Below are 21,744 nucleotides of genomic sequence, written 5' to 3'. Positions count from 1 at the left end.
CCTTCAGCCGTAATTCGCTGGCCGAGGGGCTCCCCAATCTCTTAAGGTTTCTTCAAGCAGGTGATATCCTCCTGCAAGAGGAAGCTTTTATTTGCCGGTTTTCTTCTTGAAGGACTCTTCTAGCTCTTTCAAGATTTGTGTACCGCCTTGTGACTTCCATTTATCCACAAACTCGTCGAACTTCTTGATGTCGGCACCCATAATGATCTGCGTAAAGACAGAGTCACGCATCGTGTTCAGTTCCACCAGCTTAGCGATCTTCGTCGGTGAATCTAAATAGTTGGAAGCGTCCGTAATCTGGAACTTATTATTAATCGCGACATCAAGCGCCTGAGCATTCCGGGTCTGTAGAGAATCCAGATAACGCGGCCAGCCATGCAGTCCCGGAGCAAACAGATAGCTCTGCACACCGCGGAAACTCCCGTTTTTGTCCAGCATTGTCGTCGGGTCTACGATGTCGTTGGTCATCACCTTCATCTTGCCATTCTCGAGTTTGTAGTCTTCCCCTTCGATTCCCCACACGGTTAGCATTTGATTTTCCAAAGACAAGGAATTTTCGATAATAGCCAGAGCCTTCTTCGGATCTTTGGTCTTGGCGCTGATCGCATTCACCTGGCTGAAAGGAGCACCTTGTGGAGCTACCGCTTTGCCATCTGCACCGACGAGAGAGTCAGTTAACGTCAGATATTTAAAAGGTAGATCGACCTGGTTCGGAAGCTTCCCATCTGCCGCCAGCTTTCCGCTTTTCTTGAGCTCAGTCGTTTCCACTTGGGTATCATAATCGTTTGGCGTCGACCACCAGCCCATCCATGAGAACAATTTTCCACTGTAAAGCTTAGCCCTCAGCTGCTCTTCCTTAATGGTCGCGAACTCCTTGTCGATCAGGCCTTCCGCGTACATCTTTTGCAGGAACTGAAGTGCATCTTTCATTTTGGGATCAATATCGTAATTGCTGAATTTGCCGTCCTTTTCGGTGAAATAGCCGGGTGTCACACTAAATGCACCGAATATATTGTCAAAGGAATTGTTAGCAAATTTCTGCTGGCCGATCTGAGCCGTATACCCTCCCAGTGGAATGACATCCGGTTTCTCCGTCTTGACCTTTTTCAGCAGGTTGTAATATTCATCGAGCGTTTTCGGCACCTTGGCACCCATTCCATCGAGGTAATCCTTACGCATGACTAGATTCCAACGGTACCCAGCACCAGGTCCCCCTTGATAAGGAATCCCGAAGATTTTGCCGTTTACCTTCGCCTGCTCAAAAATTTCCTTCGGCACTTCTTTTAAGATATTAGGCGTATCCTTCTCATTGATGAGATTGGTAAGATCGACAAAAGCTCCTTGAGGGGCATATTTCTGGAAGTCATCGGCAAAATCAATTCTCACCACATCGGGAATATCACCGCTTGCCATCTTCAGATTGAGTTTAGTTTTATACTGTTGGACATCCACCAATTCGGGAACGATTTTGATGTTGAGTTTTTTCTCGATAGCTTGCTTGACGACATCTTTCGAAGGATCGTAGGGTTTGGAAATATCTTGCGCTTTTAACCATTTGAGCTCATATGGCACTTCTGTTTTAGGCGAAACCGATGCTGACGCCGAACCTCCTGCCGGTGAAGGTGACACACTGCCTGCTCCGTTATCTTTACTGCATCCCGCAACAGTTACGGTTCCGGCCAGTACGGCAGCGAGAACGCCAAAAGACCATTTCTTCGTTTGATTTGACATGAATAATAGACCTCCTTGGTATAACTTCTAACTTCTATATTTACCCTAATGGGGATAAACCGTTTGGAAAGGACTGAGTTACTTAACCTTTTACTGAACCTACCAGCATACCCTGTTCAAAATATTTTTGGATGAACGGGTAGATGATCAGCATAGGCATGGCTACGATCACGATAGCGGCCATTTGGATGCCTATCGCAGGCGGCGGTGACGAACCAGCTGCTTCTAACAGCTCCGGCGGAAGGCTGGAGCTAGCGATAATGGTTCGGAGAACCAGCTGTACGGGTGCTTTGTGCCAGTCGGTCACATACAGCATAGCATTAAAGAAATCGTTCCAATATACAACCAAGTAGAGGAGACCGATGGTTGCTATAACTGGCATGGACAGAGGAAGTACAATCTGCCACAAGATTCTGAACTCGGAAGCTCCGTCCATAGAGGCTGATTCCCTCAAGCTCTCTGGAATGCCTTCAAAGAATGATTTCATAATAATCATGTTGAAAGCGCTGTAGGCCATCACCAAGATGAGAACGTAGTTGGTGTCCAGCAGACCCAACTGCTTGATGGTGATGTAGGTGGGGATCATCCCGCCTTTGAACAGCATCGTAAAGACAAAGTAAAGCATGATGACCCGCCTGCCGGGCAATTTCTTCTCCGCTAATGCGTAAGCCGCCGTGACGGTAAGAAACAAAGCAAGCATGACGCCCCCCACCGTGTTGCGGATCGTGTTTCCGTATGAGGTATAAATCAGGGAGCCTTTCTTCAGCAGATATTCATAGTATTGAAAACTGAAAGAGGTCGGAAATAGAATCATCCCATTCTTCTCGCTGAAAATATGATAAGGCGTAACTGATACGGAAATGACGTACCAAAATGGAATGACAATCAATATTGTTAATACAGTGAGAACGATATAGTTGGTGGTGACAAAGGCGGTCTCGCCTCTCGTGAGTTTCATAGATACGTTTCCCCCATGTCAGAAAATACCGGAATCATTGATCCGCTTGGCGATTTGGTTGGCAAGCAGCACCATCGCTAGCCCGATGACACCCTTGATGAAGTCAGCAGCTGCAGCAAGGCTGAGGTTGAACTGTTCGATGCCTATCCGGTAAATGTAGGTATCCAGGATGTCCCCCATCTCAAATACCATCGGATTGTACAAGTTGATGACCTGATCTAGCCCTGCGCTCATGATGTATCCAACTCTCAGGATGAAGATAACAATGATAGACCCCGTAATTCCTGGCAAGGTGATGTGAAAGATCCGACTAAACCGCGTAGCTCCGTCCATCGTGGCTGCTTCGTAAACCTCCGGGTTGAGCCCGGCGATGGCTGCTATATAGATGATAGCGGCCCAGCCCATTTCCTTCATCGCGTCGGTGACGACGAGGATCGTTCGGAAGTAAGCGGGTTCAACAAGCAGATAAACCGATTTTCCGCCGAAAAACTCGATGATCTTGTTGATGACGCCTGTTTCCGGCGAGAGCAGCAGCGTGATGATCCCTCCGTATACGACCCAGGACACGAACCTCGGCAGATAGACCGCGGTTTGAAGCGTCTTCTTGAACCAGGCAGCCTGGATTTCGTTCAGTGCAAGCGCTAACAGGATGGGACAAAGGAAGCCGCTGATCATTTTGTACAGACTGATAAGCAGCGTGTTCTTGAAAGCATTGCGGAACATCTCGGATTCGAAAAGCAATCGGAAATATTTCAGCCCGACCCACTCGCTGCCTGAGAATCCTTGAATAACGTTATAATCCATAAACGCAATGCTGATCCCGTAAAGAGGGAGATAATCAAAAATGAAAACCCATACAAAAGCGGGAAGCAGCAAGATATATAACAATTTGTATTTCAAAATCCACTTTAGCCGCTTCCTAAGCATCGTCTTTCTAGTCTCGGCGATCCTAGCGGTCACCAACTCCATCTTACTCTCCTCCTATCTCTCTCTAACCGCACTTAATAAGAAAGTGCTTACAATAGTTAGCTTACCTGAAATAAGATGATCGGAAAACCGGAGTGAAGGACAATAGTACCGGGGAAAAGTCGCATTCGATTTGCCCACAAGACTGGACGAGGAACCCGGGTAAGCTTTTAAAACAAGAGATCGTTTCATTCGGGTTTGCCCCCATCAAATCCCTCCGGTTAGAGTTGCGATACCCGCTGGCGGAACAGGAAGAGAATGGACGCCTGCCTGCATATGAAACACGGATTGTTCCACAACATTCCCCATGCAATCCTTAATCTCTATTGTCCGGCTTCCGCCATCTCTGTCCAGCTCCATAATGACACCGTCGCTCCGCGTACCGTTGACAAGAATAATCGTCTCCGGCAAATCACGATCCAGCGTTACGACCGTTCGGTGATAGACAGCCGCAATCAACTTAGCCGTATTGCTCGCCAAGACGAGCGGATACATCAGTTCCGGATTGTGGGGTTCAAGGCGTCCATCCAACAGAACGCTTCGATGATCGTTCCAGAAGGCGAGCCAAAAGGCGGTCATTTTGACGTGTTCGGCCGGCAGACGTTCAAGGAGCACAGAGAGCTGCGGCACCGCAAACAGAACGTTGATCAGTTGCTGCGCTGCGCTCTCCACCGGTTCCTCCGGGTGCCACATCAACATATCGGAGTGGGCAGCCGTATCGCCGCACAGCAATCGGATATCGATGGTCCGCACCCGGTTTTCGATGGAATCGTTCGGACAATCTGCCGCACGGAACATGTTTCCGTATTTGCGCATGTAAGGCCCTACATAGCTTTGTCGGAATTCAATCATCACGTTTTGATTAATTCTACGGAGCCGATCCATGATGTCGGACATGAGACGGTCAACCGCTTCGGGTACTGAAACATAATCGCGGCCTCTGCCTACGTCATGCTTCTTCTCCTCGGGAAGGTAGAAGCTATCAACAAAATCCAACTTGAAACCGTCCAAATTCCACTCCTGTATGGCCGTTTCATAAAGACTGATCAAATATTCCCTGACTTCGGGATAGCGTGGATCGACAACCCCGTAGCCCCGCGATTCAATTGTATAGAGCATCTTGTCGCGGAACCGATGCCAAGCCTTGCTATGGCGTCCGACATAGGGAACGGAATACCACAGCATGTATTTCATGCCGAGGCTGTGAACTCTCCCGACATGGGCTCTCATATCCTGTATTTTATCCGCACATACTTCCCAGTCGCCGCAAAAGGCGTAACCGCGGGCAATATCGGAGGTTTGCTGCCGTCGTCAACGATGATCGTCTCGCATCCGAGTTCTTTCGCCAAACGGCACTGCTCCTCGATCGCCTCTGGATTGATGGATTGATGGAGGCTGTACCACGTTGAATACATTGGCTCGCGTGCGGAAGCAGGAACCGGCGACGAGGTTAACCCCGTCAGTCCGCTCCACCACGTCTGTACTTCATGTAAACTATCGTAATAAGCCAAATTACGCACATCCACCCGCAGCGTCGCTTCGTAACTTTCAAACGGAGATGTAGGTTCTTCAAACAAGGTAACGGAGCAATGGAACACTGCGGTCTCTTCGTGAACCCMCGCTTTGCATACAACGGGATTAAGCGTATCCGACAAAGCGAACGTCATTCGATTTCGGCTTGCACCGTTAAACAGACAGACGACCGGCGCCGAACTGGTCGATTTACTTGGATAGCCACCTTTTACAAAATCAGGCATCAGCCCGCGGTTCCGATTCCCATTTGGATGCCATGCGCCCTGAATATCCATGATCGGTTGCTCCCAAGTCAGCCGTAATACAGACGGTGTTTCAGGCTGTTCCGCCGTAACAGAGATATGCACGAGTTCGATTCCTTCTTCAGGAACCTCGACGGTTAAGAGAGCTTGAAACTTGTCGCCGCCGCCTGTCACCTGATAACGATGTTTGGATTGTTTTGCGGATTGTAGCATTGCGTACCCCCAGGTTATTTGTTTATCGTTGTTGATGACCTAGCACCTCTGAAAGAAGCAGTAAGGTCATGCCCTGCCCGTACAAGGTAGGAAAAATAGGAACTTCGTTGTATGCTTCAACACTCGCGAGCACAGGAGTACCCCCGGATACACCTTTAACGGCTCCGCTATCAGAAATTTGGGATATCACGGCTGTTAAAGCCTGATCTGCGCTACTTTGCATAGAGGAAGGAACCAGTCCCATGCGAACTGCCTTGTACAACCCGCAGGCAATACCAGCTGAGCCCGACGTTTCTTCATAAAAATCCGGTCGATCCAGTACCGTAGGCCATAATCCGCTGTCATTTTGCCGCTTTACAAGCGCCTCAACGAGTTTGTGATACCTGTCTTTAATTTCTCCTAGCAATTCATTATCAACAAAGTCGTCCGCGATCTCCTCCAGAATCATGGGTACTCCCATGGCAATCCAAGCATTCGCACGATTCCACTGGGAAGCGGACATCCAATCGCTCGTTTCACAATTCCAGCCATGGAAGAGCAGTCCCGTCGTTTCATCCTGCAAGGCGCGAAGATGCAATAACACCTGCAACAATGCCTCCTTCGCTATTCGCCGGTCCGATTTCAACCGTGCAGCGCGAGCCAGAAACAAGACTGCCATGAAGATGGTATCCGCCCAAATCTGTTCGCGAAACGTCGCATTCTCAGTCACCGTATGTTCAAAGGCGCCTTCCCTCGTGCGAGGGGCCTGCTCGATCATCCACGACGCGATTTCTCCTGCCTTCTCTGCATATTGCGCGTTTCTCGTCACTTCATACAGATGCGGAAAGACAGCATAAGGCGCCATAGCATTAATAACCTTCACTTTATCCGCTTGTTCACTATTTTTACCCACCCAGGCTTCAATCTCTCCAAAGATTTCATGTTTCCTTGTGTCTTTTCCATATTCTAATAAAGCGACAATACCTACTCCAGGGTTCCAATCCCACTTGTTGATATTCATTGCCCAGTCGGCCCACGCGTGATTGCCCCATTCCTTCTGTTGACTATGCATCATGAACGAGTATACCTTGTGGGCATATTTTTCCGAATTGATCTTTTCCATTTAATCCTCCTGTTGAAAACGCAGCATGATCTCATTTTTTTATTCGTTTCACAGTTGGGCTATACAGGTAGTTGTATATTACTTGTGCCGTTTCAGCCCGATTCGCTTGGATACGGGGACCAAATTGGCGATCCGCCTGTCCTGTCATCAAACCTAGCTCAATCGCTTGATTAATACCGTTTCTCGCCCAATCTGCAGCATGATCGCCATCTACAAATCCAACCAGCAAGTCATTTTGTAAACTCATGGCGCCATACTGGTATGAATAGGCTCTAACCATCAGATCAGCCATTTCCTCGCGGGTAATGAGGCTGTCGTAGCAAAACTACCGCCTGATACACTTTGTATCAGGCCCGACTTGACAACGAAATTGTCTGCATTTTGATACATCGGCAAGTTCAGCTTGGCGCTGCCCGAACCATTCAGGTTGAATACCTTGTTGCCGTCGGGTAACTGTATGACTCTGGTATTACCGCCCACTTTCCAATTGGCAGGCGCTGCATTCACGGTTTTTCCTTCATCATCCAGCAGTCAAGTAATAGCGAATGTGGCTGGACTGGTTCGTGCTTGCAATCGTCCCCGTATACGGGCCATTTCCGCTGCCTGTCGCTTGAATGTCCTGATCAAGGGCTTCGTCTCCGTAACCATAATGGATAACTGCGGATACAGGTGTGCTCGAACCCGTTAGTGTAAAAGAAACCGGTAAATCGGTATTATACGGAATTTCTGACAGAGGCGTGTGCTCGATCGTAAATGCAGGCTCGACGACGACAGGCGAAACCGTCAATTGCTCAACATTTAAGCTGACAGCCGGACCCATACTTTTTACAGAAAGGCCGACTCCGCCTGCGGTGAGCGATGTATCCGTGAAAGTTGTCACCGCAACTCCGTCTATGGAAAGCTTAAAGTTGCTTCCTTTAACCTCAATTTGATACTGATGCCAATCTGTCAAATTGAATCCAGAGATATGCGAACCGATATCTACAGACGCGCCTACCTGAACGTTAGTTGATGAGTTGGGGTATTTCCACAGCTCAACAGATTTCGTATTTTTAAATTCCAAAAAATAATAATTCGTGCTGGACGAATACCGGAATATAACACGGAACCGATCTCCCTTTGCCGAAAATCCGACGATGTAATCGGTAGAACTATATGGAAGCTTGGCAGACTTGACCACCGCCCGCTGCGGAGATGTTGCCGATGTTGCCCCTTTAAGTTGTGCAGCTTCTCCACTTCCTTCAATCGTCCATGCTGTACTTCCAAATAAATCCCAATTGCCTAATCCCCCAGCGAAACTGTCCGTAAATAGCGGATTCGCCACCGTCGCCTCAGCGCGTAACGAATACCATGGCAAGAGAAGAACGGCAAGAAGCAAACACAAAGTCCGAATCAAATTTCTTTTCATGCGCTAATTCACCTCCTGAATGTGTAACAAGAACTCCAGCTCTACTGTCGAACCGTAGTTGGCGGGAGAAAATCAAATATAATCAATCACCTATGCTAACGCAGGAAAAAACAAAATATATAACAGCTCATACTTCCATATCCTTTTGAATTTCCTCGTCAGTTGGTCTCTTTCGTTTCAGTGGATCTAACGGTTCTCCTCCTATTCTCTCCGGTGCACCTGTTAAAGAAAGTGCTTACATGAATAAGATTATAGAGGAAGTAAGCAGGCGGAAAAACCGGAGAAAGGAACGATTTCCCCCGGGAAAAGTCGTAAATATAATCTGAATAAGGTTACGAATTAACGATTTATTGTCTACTTCAAAACTTACTTGTCACCCAACAGGTGGTTGTTGGGTGACAAATAAGTTTTGAAGTGCAAGAAGCCAGCAAACGCAAGGGTTTGCTGGCTATTCTAATAAAATAGATTTTTTACAAATTAATTTTTGAAGTGGTATTTTGGAGTCAAATAACCTGAATTTTTGCTGTCACCGTGGCACACCTGTATGCATTGCAAGAAGTCCATTGCCGGTAATTTTGGCTATATTCAGGTAGTTTCATTCACTGTAGTAAAACGCTTTCCAACATTCACCTCCGCATAATCATAGAATACAAAAAAAACTGCTTTATGAATGTGTGAATATTTTACCTGTATGTGCAATCTCAACCCTTTCTGCTTTAGCAAAAGTCATATAAAAGAGAAGATTTGCAACAAAAGAAAATGCACCTCGCATTTGGTTAATAGGGATGGTCTAGCAACTTCCATTTCCCTATTTCATGCGTCGGTGCATTTTTTTTCGAATCTGTACGATCGGATCAAAGCCTTCCATGCTTCCCCTTATAGTCAACCGGGCTTATTCCATTATATTTCTTAAAAACCTTCGAAAAATACGTGCGATCGGAATAACCAAGCTTGGCAGCGATCATTTCGATCGTCAGCTCTCTGTTTTTTAACATTTGAAGTGCAATTTTCATCTTAGAATGATGTACATAATCAGTGAAGTTGAGTCCCGTCATTTTTTTGAAGAACCTTGAAAAATAACTCGGATTCAAATACAAATGATTGGCGATTGCGACCAAGGAAATATTTTCAGACAGATGCTCCAGTATATAACGATCAATCATTTGCTGCTTGTGTTTATCAATCCCTTGTGTTTCTTCTGACTCAACTTCGTGCATGATAGTACGAACCCGTTCTTTTACACTTTGCAATGTCTCTTGCAAACGTACCGTTTTTTCTAAGTCTGAGTGAAATGAGGAGAGATCCTTGTCATAACCTGACTCATTCTCTAATAGTCGTACCCACTGAGATATTTGTGAGATGAATGAAATAGACGATGACTTTTCAACTGCCGCTCGCTCTGCCGCACTATCCAAAACATCTGAAACGGCGACTATATCTTCTTCACGATAAGCATGAAGCAGCTTTTCTTTAAAATTCTCCTCTTTGGTCTCGAAACCATTAAACGTTAAGCCAGTAAATTTGGATGGCATCTTAAGGAGCGAGGCTCTTTCATAATAAAGTCCTAAATTGTACTGATTCAGTTCCTCATAAGTCTTGCCAATTCCCGTTAAACCCTGAAACTCATTGCTAAACACGATACAGGTATCAAGCCTAAGATACGTTTCAGCCTTACTCTGCAGATCTAATGCAAATCTACGAAATGACTCAGCAGGATTGACAGCCAAATTATGACGATAATTCATTATGCAATGTAACTCCAGCCCCTCTTCAGCAAAAACTGAAATGCCATCCATGCTTAAGGCTAATTCTTGGGCAATGTTATATAACCCGTAATAGATAAGCTGCTTATCCTTTATTTCATAGCACTTGATTAGAGTAGAATAATCAATATGGATTAGCCCAAGCATAAAGAACGGATCTTTCCACTCAATCCCAAGTCTCCTTCCGGTAGTCAAAGTCACTTCCGAGTGATCCCCAGATATGATCTGTTTCCAGAACGATCGTTTCAGCAAATCTTTGTTTCTGGCTACTTCCTCCTGATAAGACAATCTTTCGGTGCCTTCCTTCATTAAACTTTGGTGTCTCACAGCTTTTTCAACGCTTTGCTTTAGTGTATCGGCGGTTAATTCGTCCTTTATTAAGTAATCATCTGCATTTAATTTCACAGCTTTCCGAGCATAATGGAAATCTTCGTGACAGGTAAGAAAGATAATCCTCACATGGGGTTGAAGCTTTTTGAGTTGTTCAGACAGTTCGATTCCGTCCATTTTCGGCATACCGATATCGGTAATAACCAGATGAGGACCGGTGTCTTCAAATAACTGTAGTGCTTTAACTCCGGAATTGGCGGTCGCAACGATTTTCAAGCCCATTTCATTCCAGGGGATTAGATTTAGCAAATATTTGATCATCGGGGCATCATCATCAACAATCATCACATTCATCATCTTCCGATCACCTTTCCATTGTGCTATCTATATTTTTGAAAATGAAAATAACTGAAGTGCCGCCAAGCTCATTTGATCGAATATCCATCTTAACATCTTTGCCGTATGTCAGCCGAAGTCTGTTATATACGTTGGCCAAACCGATCCGTTGATTGGACGCCTGAGGTTCCAAACCAGATTGCAGCACCCTCCTCAGCAGTTCATTCATTTCCGTTTCGTTCATGCCTGTCCCATTGTCTTTCACTTCGATTCGACATTGCCCTTTCTGTTTTTCCGCGCTAACCCAAATAGCTGCTTGAACTGAAATGTCAGCAAATCCGTGTACGATAGAATTTTCGACCAATGGCTGAAGCCATAGACGCGGAACTTCCATATCCTCAAGTTCTTTTTCGATATGGATATCTAACTGTACACTTATATCATTGCGCATTTGCATGATTTCGATATAATCGCCTAGCAGCTTGCATTCTTGCAATAATGTACATCTCTCGTTAACGCGCATATACGCTCGCAGTAAGCTCATTAAAGCATCAATTTGCCTACTATTGACAGAGTCCCCTTCCGTCACCAAGTTGCACTTGATCGAATTCAGCGTATTAAGCAGAAAATGAGGCCGGATTTGCGAGAACAGCGCGTCAAGTTCAATAATCCGCTTCTCCTCCTGCTCCTGTTCAACTTCCGTAATAAGCAGATTGATTTGATCAAGCATATGGTTAAAGGCACCCCCGAGAACAGACACTTCATCTTTTCCACTTACTTGAAAACGGACCAGCCTGTTTCCGCCGCCGAATTGCTCCGCCGTATTTCGAAGCTTGTTCAACGGCGTATGCAGCGTTTTTGCGATGAAAAAGGAAATAATTAAAAATAATAGTATGCACAAGGATAAAATAATGGCATAAAAACTGAACACCTTGGAGATTTCCGCGGTAATCTCCTTTGAAGAAAATTGGTACACTAACCTCCATCCTGCTCGAGGAATTGTGGACTGCACTTCTAGTTCAGACATTCGTTCCAATAACGAGTGCTCTTTGGGGTAACTATAAATCAGTTCTCCCTCTGAGTTATAAAGCTGAAATTGACCTGAACCGCTTCTGGCGAACGAATGGTCAAAGTATTCAGCGGGTATGCCTACATACAATGTTCCGATCAATTCTCCATTGTCAGCATTTCGAATTACTTTCACGGCAAAATAATATGATTCTGACACATTGGTGTATACTTGTTTGATCCGTTTACTTTTTAACCATTGGACAGGACTCGTGGGTATATTGTTCAATTCAGATGGGTTTACTTGTGACAGCCACCGGGTTAAATCCGTGTAGTCCAAAGAGTTATTGGTAGCATAGCTGACAAAATTACTTTTGTTAACATAGAACACTTGTGCATTTAGCCCTGAAGTTTTCGAAAAAGCTATATCTAAATATTCGGAAATTCGTTTACTGGTGAAGTAGTCTAGCGATGTGCTCAGTTTCTGGACATCCTTGAAGGAAAACAAATCATTGTAAAAACTACTATCTTTGTTACTGAATAAATACGAAGCGTATATGATATCCTCCACATTTTTGTTCAAGTCGGATGAAATGACATTAACGACACTCTGATTCGTATCGTGCACTTTGTCTATGACCATGTTCTTTACCAAAGTATAAGACACTAAAGTAACAAACGTGAGTGGAAGTAAAATGAATATCGAAAATGATAGTTGGGTTTTCCTGTAAAAAGAAAATCTCATTAGCCATTTCATGCTCTCTTAACTCCAGTCTCAAATTCTTTACATCCACTATAGCATACATTTTCGGATACTTGAGAACAGAGAAAGGCAGCCTTTTGGCCGCCTTTAACCTACTTTTTGTTTTGTTGAATAATTTTATTCGCATCTTCAATCATTTTCTTTTGTGCAGCTTCCGGTGTTAGATTATCAAGCAAGAATGTGCTTAATCCGTTTTCCAGAACCGGTTTCAACTGACTGGAGTACGATGTAGAGTAGGACGGGTCGTAAACCGATTTAATGCGCTTGTCGAACAGCGTTGCAGAAAGGGAGTTAACATCAATCAAATCCGTTTTGTCACCGACGAGTGCTTTAAGAACTTTATCTTTATCGACATCTTTCAAACCTGGCAAGTCACGGATAAGGTCCAATTGCTGTGTCAAGTATTTGGCAAATTCATAAGATTCTTTCTTATACTTCGAGCTTTTCCCTACGCTTACAAAGCCTCCACCGAGATTGGAAGTTCCAACCTCTACATTTTTAGAGGAGACAGGCATCGGCGCGAATACGGTTTTGAATGTATGCGGGAATTTGGTTGTATCCTTAATCAGATTCAAGACAAAGTTTGCAGTAGGAATCATTGCTGCCTTGCCGCCCAGGAACTCGGAATCGTAACGCAGCTTGCCGCCAATAATGTCCGAGTAAAGCTTAACGGATTGATCGTCTTTCTCCATTGCACGACGAAGATTAAAGAAATTTTTGAACGACTCGTCTCCGAAAACCGGCGTTTGATCCTTTTTCAAATATGGATTTGGCAGCTCGGTATAGGCTGTCATGTTCGCATATTCTCCCCAAGTATGGAAGAAAGCGCCGTATTGTTTGGTATCACCGCTGCCTTTCGTCATCTTCTTCGCGTAATCGCGGAAATCATCCCAAGTCCAGCCCCATGTTGGAACAGGCAATTTTGCAGCGTCAAGAGCATCTTTGTTAATTGCAACCAACCAAAGCTGACTGCTATTTTCCAGTCCAAATACCTTACCATCGTATTTCGGTGTCATGAAGTAGGTATTATCAGCATTGATATTGTCTTTTTTCAGATATTCATCGAGTGGCTCTAATACACCACGAGCTGCTCTTTCAGTTACGAAGTCAACATTTGAAAAATCTGTTACGTCGATGCTTTCTCCGGATGCAGCCATGAGATCAAGCTTCTTGTAAAAATCCAGTGTGTTACCATTATTGACTAATTGTACATTCGCTACATGAATATTTGGGTTCTTCTTCTCAAAGTTACCAATAATTTGATTGATCTGCTCAATGGATGGGCCAGTAGCCCAGTTGTAATAATTAATCGTCACTGGATTGGCAGCGGTTGCAGCCGTTGCAGCTGGAGTCACCGTCGCGTTCGGTGTTTGCTGTTTTCCACAGCCTGCCAACATGGAGACTGCCAACCCTGATACTAAAATCATTTTTAAAGCTTTCATCTTTGTTCCCCCTATGAATTATTTGAATTGGACTGTGTTGATAAACCTATTGTATATGGTTATTTCTTATCGTTGTGTGCACTATTTTGATTTGGTTGTGCACTATTATTGTCTCTTATCCTTTGACCCMGCCGCCGGCAATTCCGTTAATCACTTGTTTTTGTAAAAGAATAAAGATAATGACAAGCGGAATAATCGCTGAGACTGAAGCCATCATAGTGATTGCATAGCTGGTGGCATATTCATCTTTGAAAGCTCCCATGCCCAGAGGAATTGTAAATAATTTTTTGTTCAGCAAGAAGATCAGCGGATTCTGATAGTCATTCCAAGTCCATAGAAATTTCAGGATTCCTACAGTTGCGACGATCGGCTTAGCCATAGGCAGTGCGATTTGCCAATAAATTCGAAAAAAACCTGCCCCATCGATTTTGGCTGCTTCTAAATATTCATGGTGAATACTCAACATGAACTGTCTCATTAAGAATGTTAAGGCAATCGAGAAAGCCCCCATCACAATTAAGGCAGCATGTGTATTGTAGAGACCCAGCCATTTAATCATAATGAATCGAGGAACCAATGTCGACTCTGCTGGGACAAGATAAAAGGATAACAATAAGATGAACATCTGATTTTTGAAAGGAAAATTGAGCTTTGCAAATGCAAAACCAGCCATCGATGAGAAAAGCAATGTGAGTAATGTCAAAATGGCCGCAATTTTAAAGGAGTTAAAGTAATTCAAACCGAATGGAACGGTTCCCATCCACACAATTTTGAAATTGTTGATAAAATTCCATTGCGTAGGAATCCACTGAATCGGGAACACCATCACATCTTTTTCAATTTTCGAGGCAGCAGATAACATCCATAGCAATGGCGATATAAATAATAAGGATAAGAGTCCCATGAATACAGTAATGACACTCTTCGTAATTTTGGTTGTACCCATCGTTTCACCAACTCTCTAAAATTGTTTCTTTTGAATCCGCCACGTAATGGCAGTCACAACGGAAATAATGAGAAATAGAACCCAAGACAATGCAGATGCATAACCCATACGAAAGTTTCTAAAGCCCTCTTCGTAGATATAATACACAAGTACGTTTGTGGAGTTATTAGGACCACCATCTGTCAAAAAAGCAATTAAATCGAAAACTTTAAAGGAAGCGACGATGGATGTGATACTAAGGAAAAACGTCGTTGGTCCGAGCAAGGGCAATGTAATATTTAAAAACCTCTGAACCCAATTCGCCCCATCGATGGATGCAGACTCGTACAAATCTTCTGGAATATTCGTTAATCCTGCCAAGTAAATCACAATGTTATAACCGATATTAATCCATACGGCTACAATAATAATTGCCCAGAGGGCAAAATCTGTGCTTCCTAACCACTTAGGCGGATCAGTAATCCCTATGCTCATAAGCAAATGATTGACTGGCCCTTTAGATGGGTGGAACAGCGCCGTAAACACAGTTGCTACAGCAACACCGGTTGCTATATAAGGAATGAAGAAAACTACTTTGAAATACTCCTTGAGATATACGGCCGAATTGATAATTACCGCAAAAATCAAGCCAAGCGCCATGCCAATTGGAACAGTTACAAGCGTATAGAGCGCATTGTTCTTTAGAGCGAGGTATAACTTCTTATCTGCTAACAATGCTTTGAAATTATCCAATCCAATGAAATGAATGGCTTTTACCCCACCTACCAAATTCCATTCCGTAAAGCTCAAATATAACGAGAATAGCAACGGGAAAACACCTAATAGTATTATGCCAAGAAATTCAGGTGCAACAAACATTAAACCTATAGCAGATTCTCTTCTCTGATTTGTCCAATAGGATCTTTTACGAACCTTTGGCTGCACTTCTACCTTGTTTATATCCAAATTCATTGCCACTTCGACTCACTCCTTCTCTAGTTGTTTCACGTTTCCGCGATCGATATACTGTAATGATAATCAAAAAAATAACAATCAACGAGATATGGATTTTACCCAAGTGTGCACAATGTTTACCTTTTAGGCTCATATCGCATACTCGCATTCGCGTGTTAGATAAGTGCTACATAATGACAAAGCAGCCAGGATGACCTGACTGCTTCTATAAAAATTATTATTTTAAAGGGATAACCATATTCCACGTATTTGAAGCACTTGTAAATTCCCCAGGACCGTCTGCTGTCGCGAAAAACATATGTGTCGGTCTATTATCCTCAAATAAGATGAATGGCCTCTCTAGACTTCCCATTTTTTGCTTCGTTCCATCATCCCACTTTATCATCCGCGTATATGATTTCTGGTCCTTAATAGCTTCCCATTTCAAGCCGTCTCTGGATCGTGCTAAAATCCCCCCATGGTACTCGCCGCAAATATTGCCGGTCATATCCTTGGCGATCATTTCATACCCGCCCGGCACTTGATAAATAAACGGATCCTCTAAATTAAAAGTTTCAGTAGGGAAAATGGATTCACCTGATAATGCCGTATAGGAACCCAAATAGTGATCGGCACGAGCCACACCAAATGACATTTCAAAACTATGTAAAAATGTCGGATACGGCTTTGATTTATACGTTCTCGACTTATACACGAGCAGAACGGAACCGTCTTCATGAATACAGGGTGCCGGATTGGAAGTGAAAAAGTTGTCAAACTTGTCCGGTCTAGGGTGCAAAATGGGGCTGTCTAACCTAGTCCAAGGTCCTGTTAAACTCTTCGAAGTAGCAATTCCTATTCTCTTATTGGATCGTGCTACGATACACCTTGGATCATTCATATCAAATTGTTCTTCCGAATCTACATCCTTAAAGGGGTGGGTTGACCCCATGTAGTATAAAATGTAAGTATCCTTATGCTTAAGAATCTGTGGATTATGGGTGCTTCTTCCATCCCAATATTCTGCCCCTCTAGAAGGCAATATAACTTCTTCAAATTGGTAAGGTCCTTCTGGGGTATCCGAAACCGCCCGTACAATCTCTGAAGCAACAAGCCAGCCAGGATGCATCGGCAAATCCTTGGACCATCTTGATGCGAACATATGATATCGGTTGTCATCACCTTTTATAACGGAACCGCACCAAACCCAGAATCCCTCCATTTTAAATCCGCCATTTCTTGGTGCGGGCATCATTTGTTGAGAAAGCATCATTGTAATCTTGTCCTTTCCAATTTTAAATTTAAAACAATCTTTCGAGTCAACCATAATTCCTAAATCCTAAAACGGAAATGTTATGCCCCCTTCCACTCATCCAATAAATTCGAGACTTGGTGCAGCATTTCAACAGATTGTTCAGCCATCGAACCATCCTCGTAAATGCCAATGTTGATCGTTACTGCTACACCTTTCTGCTTGCAGGACACTATATAATCGAATAGCTCCTCCAAAGAAACCTTAGGGGGAACAATCTCGCCAGGTGCATCCCAGTGTCCCCAAGCGCAGTCGAGCCAGAAAAGTGCATGCGGCTGCATGCCAGCCGGAAGCTCTTCATTAGGAAGTTTTCCGAAGTCTGCCTCTCCTGCTAGAAAATCCTCCATATCAAACACATACTTCATTGAGTTCGCACCCGGACACATCGAAATGGCTGCTTGGGGATTCCCAGATCTTACAGCAGCGAACCATAAATCCTGATCAAAGCGGGTATTATCCCATTCACGAGTTCTTAAGAATGATTTTTCTGTGGCATTGTAACAGCCGTCAAACCACCAGCCGTCTGCTAGATGGCCAAATTTATTGGAATATTCCTTGACAAACAACATGTACTTTTTCATAAATTCACTTTTATCTGGGGGATGGAGATCCCAGCCAAAAGCTTCGCGTAATTTTTCAATATTGGCATCAACTTCTGATGGAAGATATGCAATAAACTTATTACTTGACTCTTTCACGCGGATTGCAAGCTCCAATGCGAGATCGCGTCTTGAACAGCATCCTGGAGCGATTGATTCTAGATACCTATTATAAGAGCAATAATAACCCGTGTTTTGACCTAAGGTGAAAATTAACCAATCAGCACCAGTGTGGTTGAACTGTTTCATGAACTTTTCCATGTCAAAACGATCGATCATTGAATTGAAGTCTTGTTCATGCTCGCCTGATCTGGGTTGTGTGCTACTTAAATAATGAACCATTACACCGAAATGTCTCGCTTCCTTCATCCATATTGCTTTACTAGACATGTCCAGTTTCTCCTTTCAAATTATCAGTAAGTCGGAGGATTCAATAATTACTAAGACTTATTATAATTAGTAGGACATTTTTAGTGTGTGGTTAAATTCCACCTAAGTGTGCACTTTCATAACTACTTGTAAATTTTTGTTGCAATCATAAGAAAAGCTGAGCGTCTGCTTGGATAGCAGAGCTCAGCTTTTGTTTACATTTACTTCGAATAGATCAATGATTAAAGAGTGCTTTGAGTACTCATTTTTTAAAAATCTCGTTCTGGAGCATCTACATTCCCTTTTCTCAATTTCCGACCATATGAACAGGCAACCTCCTATTTCCAACGCATCGTCGGTCCTATCCGATTCTGCTCCTTAATCTGGTCGATCGCTGACTCAAGTCCGTCAGTAACAAGGTTGTATCCTGCAAGTCGGTCCACTTCAATCTCGTCGATATGCTTCCCGACTACTACCGACGGGATCACGTCGGCGAAGCGTTGTTCCAAGTCGAGGCATATCCGATCCGTCGCATGAGGAATGATTTGGATACCTATGATGACGTCATCAACCAAGGTAATAGTCACGGAGATGGACGAGTCGTGGCTCCCGTAATTACCTGTCGCCGTGTGGATGCCGTCAACATAGATAGACTCTTTACCTATTTTTGGACCCAAATTACTAGAATCAGCATTCAATGAAAATAGCGATTGCCCGACTGCCGTATCCATTGTTGAGAATGAAGGCATGACAATTGATAAGGAAATCACTAAGATCGTCGTTACTTTAATCCAGTTTCTCATTTTAGTCATAAGCGTACCTTTTCCTTTCCTTGCGAAATCACCTTTGTGGTCGAAAGGGTGCTGCAACATGCTCAATCGTCCATGGCGGCAGTGTCGGATACAKCATGTAAAAAGCGATAAATAGAAACAGGTTTCCTATCATCATTTGAATAAATGATTTCGTCCATATACGTTCTACAGTGTTCATTATTGATGACCTACGACCCGGTGAGGTACATACGGTTCTTCAAGCAACGCCATTTCTTCAGATGTTAACTTAATAGAAAGTGCAGCTTTTGAATCCTCAAGATGGGATGTTTTTGTTGCACCGACAATTGGGGCGGTTACCGGTTCTTTCTGCAGCAGCCAGGCAAGTGCGATTTGGGCGCGGGGAACGCTGTATTTTTCTGCGATAACCGCCACCTGATCGATGATTAATCGATCGGTATCCGCAGTCGCATCGTATTTCAATTTCACAATTTGATCGGTTTCCGAACGATTTGTTTTTTCCTGCGGATCTTTTGTCAATCTACCTCCTGCGAGTGGGCTGTAGGGAATCACACCAATTTTTTCAGCCTTACAGAGCGGCAGCATCTCTCTCTCTTCTTCGCGATAGATGAGGTTGTAATGATTCTGCATCGAAACAAACCGGGTCCATCCATTTTTCTCGGCTGTGTGAAGGGCCTTCAAGAACTGCCATGCGTACATGGCGGAAGCACCTATGTATCGTGCCTTCCCTGCCTTCACTACATCATGCATGGCTTCCATTGTCTCTTCGATAGGCGTATGGTAATCCCAGCGGTGAATTTGGTATAGGTCCACATAATCAGTTCCCAGACGCTTTAGGCTGTTATCAATCTCACTCATAATTGCCTTTCGGGATAGTCCGGCACCGTTTGGACCATCATGCATACGCCCATTAACCTTCGTAGCAAGCACAATTTCTTCACGTTTTGAGTATTCCTTTAAAGCTCTTCCAGTAAACTCCTCACTTGTTCCGGCTGAATAGACATTCGCCGTATCAAAAAAATTGATACCAAGCTCCAGGGCTTGTTTAATGATTAGACGACTGTTCGCTTCATCAAGAACCCATTGATGTCCACCCTGCACAACTACACCAAAACCCATACAACCTAGACAAACCCTGGATACATCCAAACCAGTATTTCCGAGCTTTACATATTCCATATGTCACCAAACCTCATTTCTTAAGTTTTCTCGGTGGAGTGATCTTCAAGTCAGTTTTGCGCAAAGGATATTGACGACATCGCCTTGTTTAAGGAGACGCGTAGCTTTCCCTTCTTCTTGATACCATCCTTCTCCACCTGTGACTAATAAAACTTGTCCAATTTTATGGGAATGCCAATTATTTCGTGCACCTGGTGCAAAGGTTACATTCCCAATAACTGCATATGCCATTTATTCACCCTCCTCTTTAGTAAAGATTTCTTTAGCTCTGTTAAATGCTGACCAAGCTTTTGGCCATCCTGCATAGAAGGCAAGGTGGGTGATGATTTCTGCCATCTCTTCTTGTGAAATTCCGTTCGCTTTTGCTCTTTGTAAATGAGCTGGTAATTGTTAAAGGTTCCCACCAGCGATTAAAACACTAACTGTTATCATACTGCGATCTCGAGGAGATAATTCATTCTCTCGGGACCATACTTCACCGAATAATACATTATCGTTAAGTTCTGCGAACTTAGGTGCGAATTTTCCAAGTAAATCTCGCCCTGCTGTTTGTTTTTCTGGCAAAGTTGTTATCTCCTTTGTTAACCACTATAGTAATGCTCTCTAATGTACAAGTTCTTTCTCTTACACTTCTCTTTATTGAGGTCTAATTAGTACTTTGAGCGCTTCGCGTTTGTCCATGGTACGATAACCTTCTGGAACCCCATCCAGATCAACAGTTACATCAAATACACGGCCAGGCTCAATTGTACCGTTCAGGATGTCGGGTAATAATTCTTCCATATATGCACGCGTTGGCGCTGGTCCCCCCGTTAGCGTTATATTACGCCCAAAGAGACTAGCAAAGCCGATGGGAGCATCCTCATACTGAGGTACCCCAACACGGCTGATAACCCCACCAGCCCTTACTACACCAAGGCTCATCTCATAAGCAGGCATTAGTCCGACACATTCAAGAACAACGTGTGTTCCTTCCCCATTCGTCAACTCTCGAACTTTCGTAATGCCCTCTTCTCCGCGCTCAGAAACAACATCTGTTGCGCCAAATTCAACACCAAGATCTGTCCTTACCTTATGGCGACCCATGAGAATGATTTTCTTGGCACCGAGTTTCTTCGCTGACAGGACGGCAAGAAGACCAACTGCTCCATCACCGATAACCGTTACTGTCGTATTTTCATTCACGCCTCCCTTCACAGCCGCATGATAACCAGTGCCGTATACATCAGACAATGTTAATAGGGAAGGCAGCAATGGAGAGTTCTCATCTATTTCGTCAGGCAATTTGAACATACTTCCTTGTGCTTGAGGTACTCTAACAAACTCCGCTTGGCAACCGGACATAAACCCACCGTGTACACATGAAGTCATTAATCCTTCTTGGCAAAAAGGACAAATGTTGTCACCAAAAGCAAAAGGAACGACAACCAAATCGCCTCTTTTGAATCCGGTAACGTCTGATCCCATTTCTTCAATTCTTCCGATCACTTCATGCCCCATGGCTTCACCTTTGCCATGCTCATGGGCATGCATGCTGTGATAAGGATGGAGGTCGCTTCCGCAAATACAGGCGGTAACCACTTTCAAAATGGCATCAGTCGGTTTTTGCAATTTCGGAACGGGTACTTCTTCTACTCGAACGTCACCAGCAGCGTACATCATATTTGCTTTCATTCCAATTAACCCTCTTTTCATTTATGAGACTTTATGTTTTGATTTGAACTTTCGGCAGAATTAGGATTTCCCTATTTGCCGGTCCTCTTCTTTTCTGCTTCTGGATAACGGTCACCAACAATTTGGATCTTGGCGATTTCTTCATT

18 protein-coding genes and 2 pseudogenes are annotated in these 21,744 nt (G+C 44.0%); all 20 read right to left on the bottom strand.

Annotated elements, in window-relative coordinates; translation table 11 throughout:
* Positions 1 to 87 precede the first annotated feature (87 nt).
* The 20 genes and pseudogenes from AB4114_RS06690 to AB4114_RS06595 all read right to left on the bottom strand — a co-directional run bounded on the left by AB4114_RS06690 (position 88) and on the right by AB4114_RS06595 (position 21,598).
* Positions 88 to 1,731 (bottom strand): extracellular solute-binding protein, encoded by a 1,644-nt coding sequence (locus tag AB4114_RS06690; RefSeq protein WP_441987726.1) that lies wholly within the window; start codon positions 1,729 to 1,731, stop codon positions 88 to 90.
* An 82-nt stretch (positions 1,732 to 1,813) separates the two neighbouring features.
* A complete protein-coding gene (locus tag AB4114_RS06685) occupies positions 1,814 to 2,689 on the bottom strand; it encodes a carbohydrate ABC transporter permease (protein ID WP_441987725.1) in 876 nt (291 codons plus the stop codon).
* Between the two features lie 18 nt (positions 2,690 to 2,707).
* Positions 2,708 to 3,658: an ABC transporter permease gene (locus AB4114_RS06680; RefSeq protein ID WP_441987724.1), complete on the bottom strand. Its 951-nt coding sequence runs from the start codon at positions 3,656 to 3,658 to the stop codon at positions 2,708 to 2,710.
* A 204-nt stretch (positions 3,659 to 3,862) separates the two neighbouring features.
* The gene (locus tag AB4114_RS06675) at positions 3,863 to 4,849 is read right to left on the bottom strand and encodes a hypothetical protein (protein ID WP_441987723.1); all 987 of its coding nucleotides are present in this window, start codon (positions 4,847 to 4,849) and stop codon (positions 3,863 to 3,865) included.
* 32 nt (positions 4,850 to 4,881) lie between these two features.
* A complete protein-coding gene (locus AB4114_RS06670) occupies positions 4,882 to 5,643 on the bottom strand; it encodes a hypothetical protein (protein WP_441987722.1) in 762 nt (253 codons plus the stop codon).
* Between the two features lie 22 nt (positions 5,644 to 5,665).
* Positions 5,666 to 6,745, bottom strand: coding sequence for a glycoside hydrolase family 88/105 protein (locus tag AB4114_RS06665; protein ID WP_441987721.1), 1,080 nt, complete (start codon positions 6,743 to 6,745; stop codon positions 5,666 to 5,668).
* A 31-nt stretch (positions 6,746 to 6,776) separates the two neighbouring features.
* Positions 6,777 to 7,025, bottom strand: a complete 249-nt coding sequence (locus AB4114_RS06660) for an S-layer homology domain-containing protein (protein WP_441987720.1) — start codon at positions 7,023 to 7,025, stop codon at positions 6,777 to 6,779.
* A 240-nt stretch (positions 7,026 to 7,265) separates the two neighbouring features.
* A complete protein-coding gene (locus tag AB4114_RS06655; protein WP_441987719.1) occupies positions 7,266 to 8,153 on the bottom strand; it encodes a hypothetical protein in 888 nt (295 codons plus the stop codon).
* A gap of 854 nt (positions 8,154 to 9,007) precedes the next feature.
* A complete protein-coding gene (locus AB4114_RS06650) occupies positions 9,008 to 10,603 on the bottom strand; it encodes a response regulator transcription factor (RefSeq protein ID WP_441987718.1) in 1,596 nt (531 codons plus the stop codon).
* A gap of 7 nt (positions 10,604 to 10,610) precedes the next feature.
* Positions 10,611 to 12,245 (bottom strand): sensor histidine kinase, encoded by a 1,635-nt coding sequence (locus AB4114_RS06645; protein ID WP_441987717.1) that lies wholly within the window; start codon positions 12,243 to 12,245, stop codon positions 10,611 to 10,613.
* Positions 12,246 to 12,445: 200 nt separating this feature from the next.
* Positions 12,446 to 13,795 (bottom strand): ABC transporter substrate-binding protein, encoded by a 1,350-nt coding sequence (locus AB4114_RS06640; protein ID WP_441987716.1) that lies wholly within the window; start codon positions 13,793 to 13,795, stop codon positions 12,446 to 12,448.
* 115 nt (positions 13,796 to 13,910) lie between these two features.
* Entirely contained in the window at positions 13,911 to 14,741 is an 831-nt protein-coding gene (locus tag AB4114_RS06635; RefSeq protein WP_441987715.1) for a carbohydrate ABC transporter permease, read from the bottom strand.
* A 15-nt stretch (positions 14,742 to 14,756) separates the two neighbouring features.
* Positions 14,757 to 15,692 (bottom strand): carbohydrate ABC transporter permease, encoded by a 936-nt coding sequence (locus tag AB4114_RS06630; protein WP_441987844.1) that lies wholly within the window; start codon positions 15,690 to 15,692, stop codon positions 14,757 to 14,759.
* Positions 15,693 to 15,912: 220 nt separating this feature from the next.
* Positions 15,913 to 16,947, bottom strand: coding sequence for a glycoside hydrolase family protein (locus tag AB4114_RS06625; protein ID WP_441987714.1), 1,035 nt, complete (start codon positions 16,945 to 16,947; stop codon positions 15,913 to 15,915).
* An 80-nt stretch (positions 16,948 to 17,027) separates the two neighbouring features.
* Positions 17,028 to 17,975, bottom strand: coding sequence for an alpha-L-fucosidase (locus AB4114_RS06620; protein ID WP_441987713.1), 948 nt, complete (start codon positions 17,973 to 17,975; stop codon positions 17,028 to 17,030).
* Positions 17,976 to 18,292: 317 nt separating this feature from the next.
* Entirely contained in the window at positions 18,293 to 18,766 is a 474-nt protein-coding gene (locus AB4114_RS06615) for a hypothetical protein (protein ID WP_441987712.1), read from the bottom strand.
* 177 nt (positions 18,767 to 18,943) lie between these two features.
* Entirely contained in the window at positions 18,944 to 19,924 is a 981-nt protein-coding gene (locus AB4114_RS06610) for an aldo/keto reductase (protein WP_441987711.1), read from the bottom strand.
* A 66-nt stretch (positions 19,925 to 19,990) separates the two neighbouring features.
* Positions 19,991 to 20,140, bottom strand: a pseudogene (locus AB4114_RS06605) (cupin domain-containing protein); the annotation flags it as partial.
* Positions 20,141 to 20,155: 15 nt separating this feature from the next.
* Positions 20,156 to 20,488 (bottom strand): annotated as a pseudogene (locus AB4114_RS06600) (carboxymuconolactone decarboxylase family protein).
* Positions 20,489 to 20,560: 72 nt separating this feature from the next.
* Complete coding sequence (locus AB4114_RS06595) at positions 20,561 to 21,598, bottom strand: zinc-binding dehydrogenase (protein ID WP_441987710.1); 1,038 nt, start codon at positions 21,596 to 21,598, stop codon at positions 20,561 to 20,563.
* Positions 21,599 to 21,744 lie beyond the last annotated feature (146 nt).

The organism is Paenibacillus sp. 2RAB27 (assembly GCF_052115445.1).
Taxonomy (GTDB): domain Bacteria; phylum Bacillota; class Bacilli; order Paenibacillales; family NBRC-103111; genus Paenibacillus_E.
Note: the sequence above shows the minus strand (reverse complement) of the source record. Positions and strands in the feature narration are given on the sequence as shown.

Excerpts from the sequence above, each read along its gene's own strand:
- AB4114_RS06690 (WP_441987726.1), bottom strand. The coding sequence starts at position 1,731 with ATGTCAAATCAAACGAAGAAATGGTCTTTTGGCGTTCTCGCTGCCGTA.
- AB4114_RS06685 (WP_441987725.1), bottom strand. The coding sequence starts at position 2,689 with ATGAAACTCACGAGAGGCGAGACCGCCTTTGTCACCACCAACTATATC.
- AB4114_RS06680 (WP_441987724.1), bottom strand. The coding sequence starts at position 3,658 with ATGGAGTTGGTGACCGCTAGGATCGCCGAGACTAGAAAGACGATGCTT.
- AB4114_RS06675 (WP_441987723.1), bottom strand. The coding sequence starts at position 4,849 with ATGAAATACATGCTGTGGTATTCCGTTCCCTATGTCGGACGCCATAGC.
- AB4114_RS06665 (WP_441987721.1), bottom strand. The coding sequence starts at position 6,745 with ATGGAAAAGATCAATTCGGAAAAATATGCCCACAAGGTATACTCGTTC.
- AB4114_RS06660 (WP_441987720.1), bottom strand. The coding sequence starts at position 7,025 with ATGGTTAGAGCCTATTCATACCAGTATGGCGCCATGAGTTTACAAAAT.
- AB4114_RS06655 (WP_441987719.1), bottom strand. The coding sequence starts at position 8,153 with ATGAAAAGAAATTTGATTCGGACTTTGTGTTTGCTTCTTGCCGTTCTT.
- AB4114_RS06650 (WP_441987718.1), bottom strand. The coding sequence starts at position 10,603 with ATGATGAATGTGATGATTGTTGATGATGATGCCCCGATGATCAAATAT.
- AB4114_RS06640 (WP_441987716.1), bottom strand. The coding sequence starts at position 13,795 with ATGAAAGCTTTAAAAATGATTTTAGTATCAGGGTTGGCAGTCTCCATG.
- AB4114_RS06630 (WP_441987844.1), bottom strand. The coding sequence starts at position 15,692 with ATGAATTTGGATATAAACAAGGTAGAAGTGCAGCCAAAGGTTCGTAAA.
- AB4114_RS06625 (WP_441987714.1), bottom strand. The coding sequence starts at position 16,947 with ATGATGCTTTCTCAACAAATGATGCCCGCACCAAGAAATGGCGGATTT.
- AB4114_RS06620 (WP_441987713.1), bottom strand. The coding sequence starts at position 17,975 with ATGTCTAGTAAAGCAATATGGATGAAGGAAGCGAGACATTTCGGTGTA.
- AB4114_RS06615 (WP_441987712.1), bottom strand. The coding sequence starts at position 18,766 with ATGACTAAAATGAGAAACTGGATTAAAGTAACGACGATCTTAGTGATT.
- AB4114_RS06610 (WP_441987711.1), bottom strand. The coding sequence starts at position 19,924 with ATGGAATATGTAAAGCTCGGAAATACTGGTTTGGATGTATCCAGGGTT.
- AB4114_RS06595 (WP_441987710.1), bottom strand. The coding sequence starts at position 21,598 with ATGAAAGCAAATATGATGTACGCTGCTGGTGACGTTCGAGTAGAAGAA.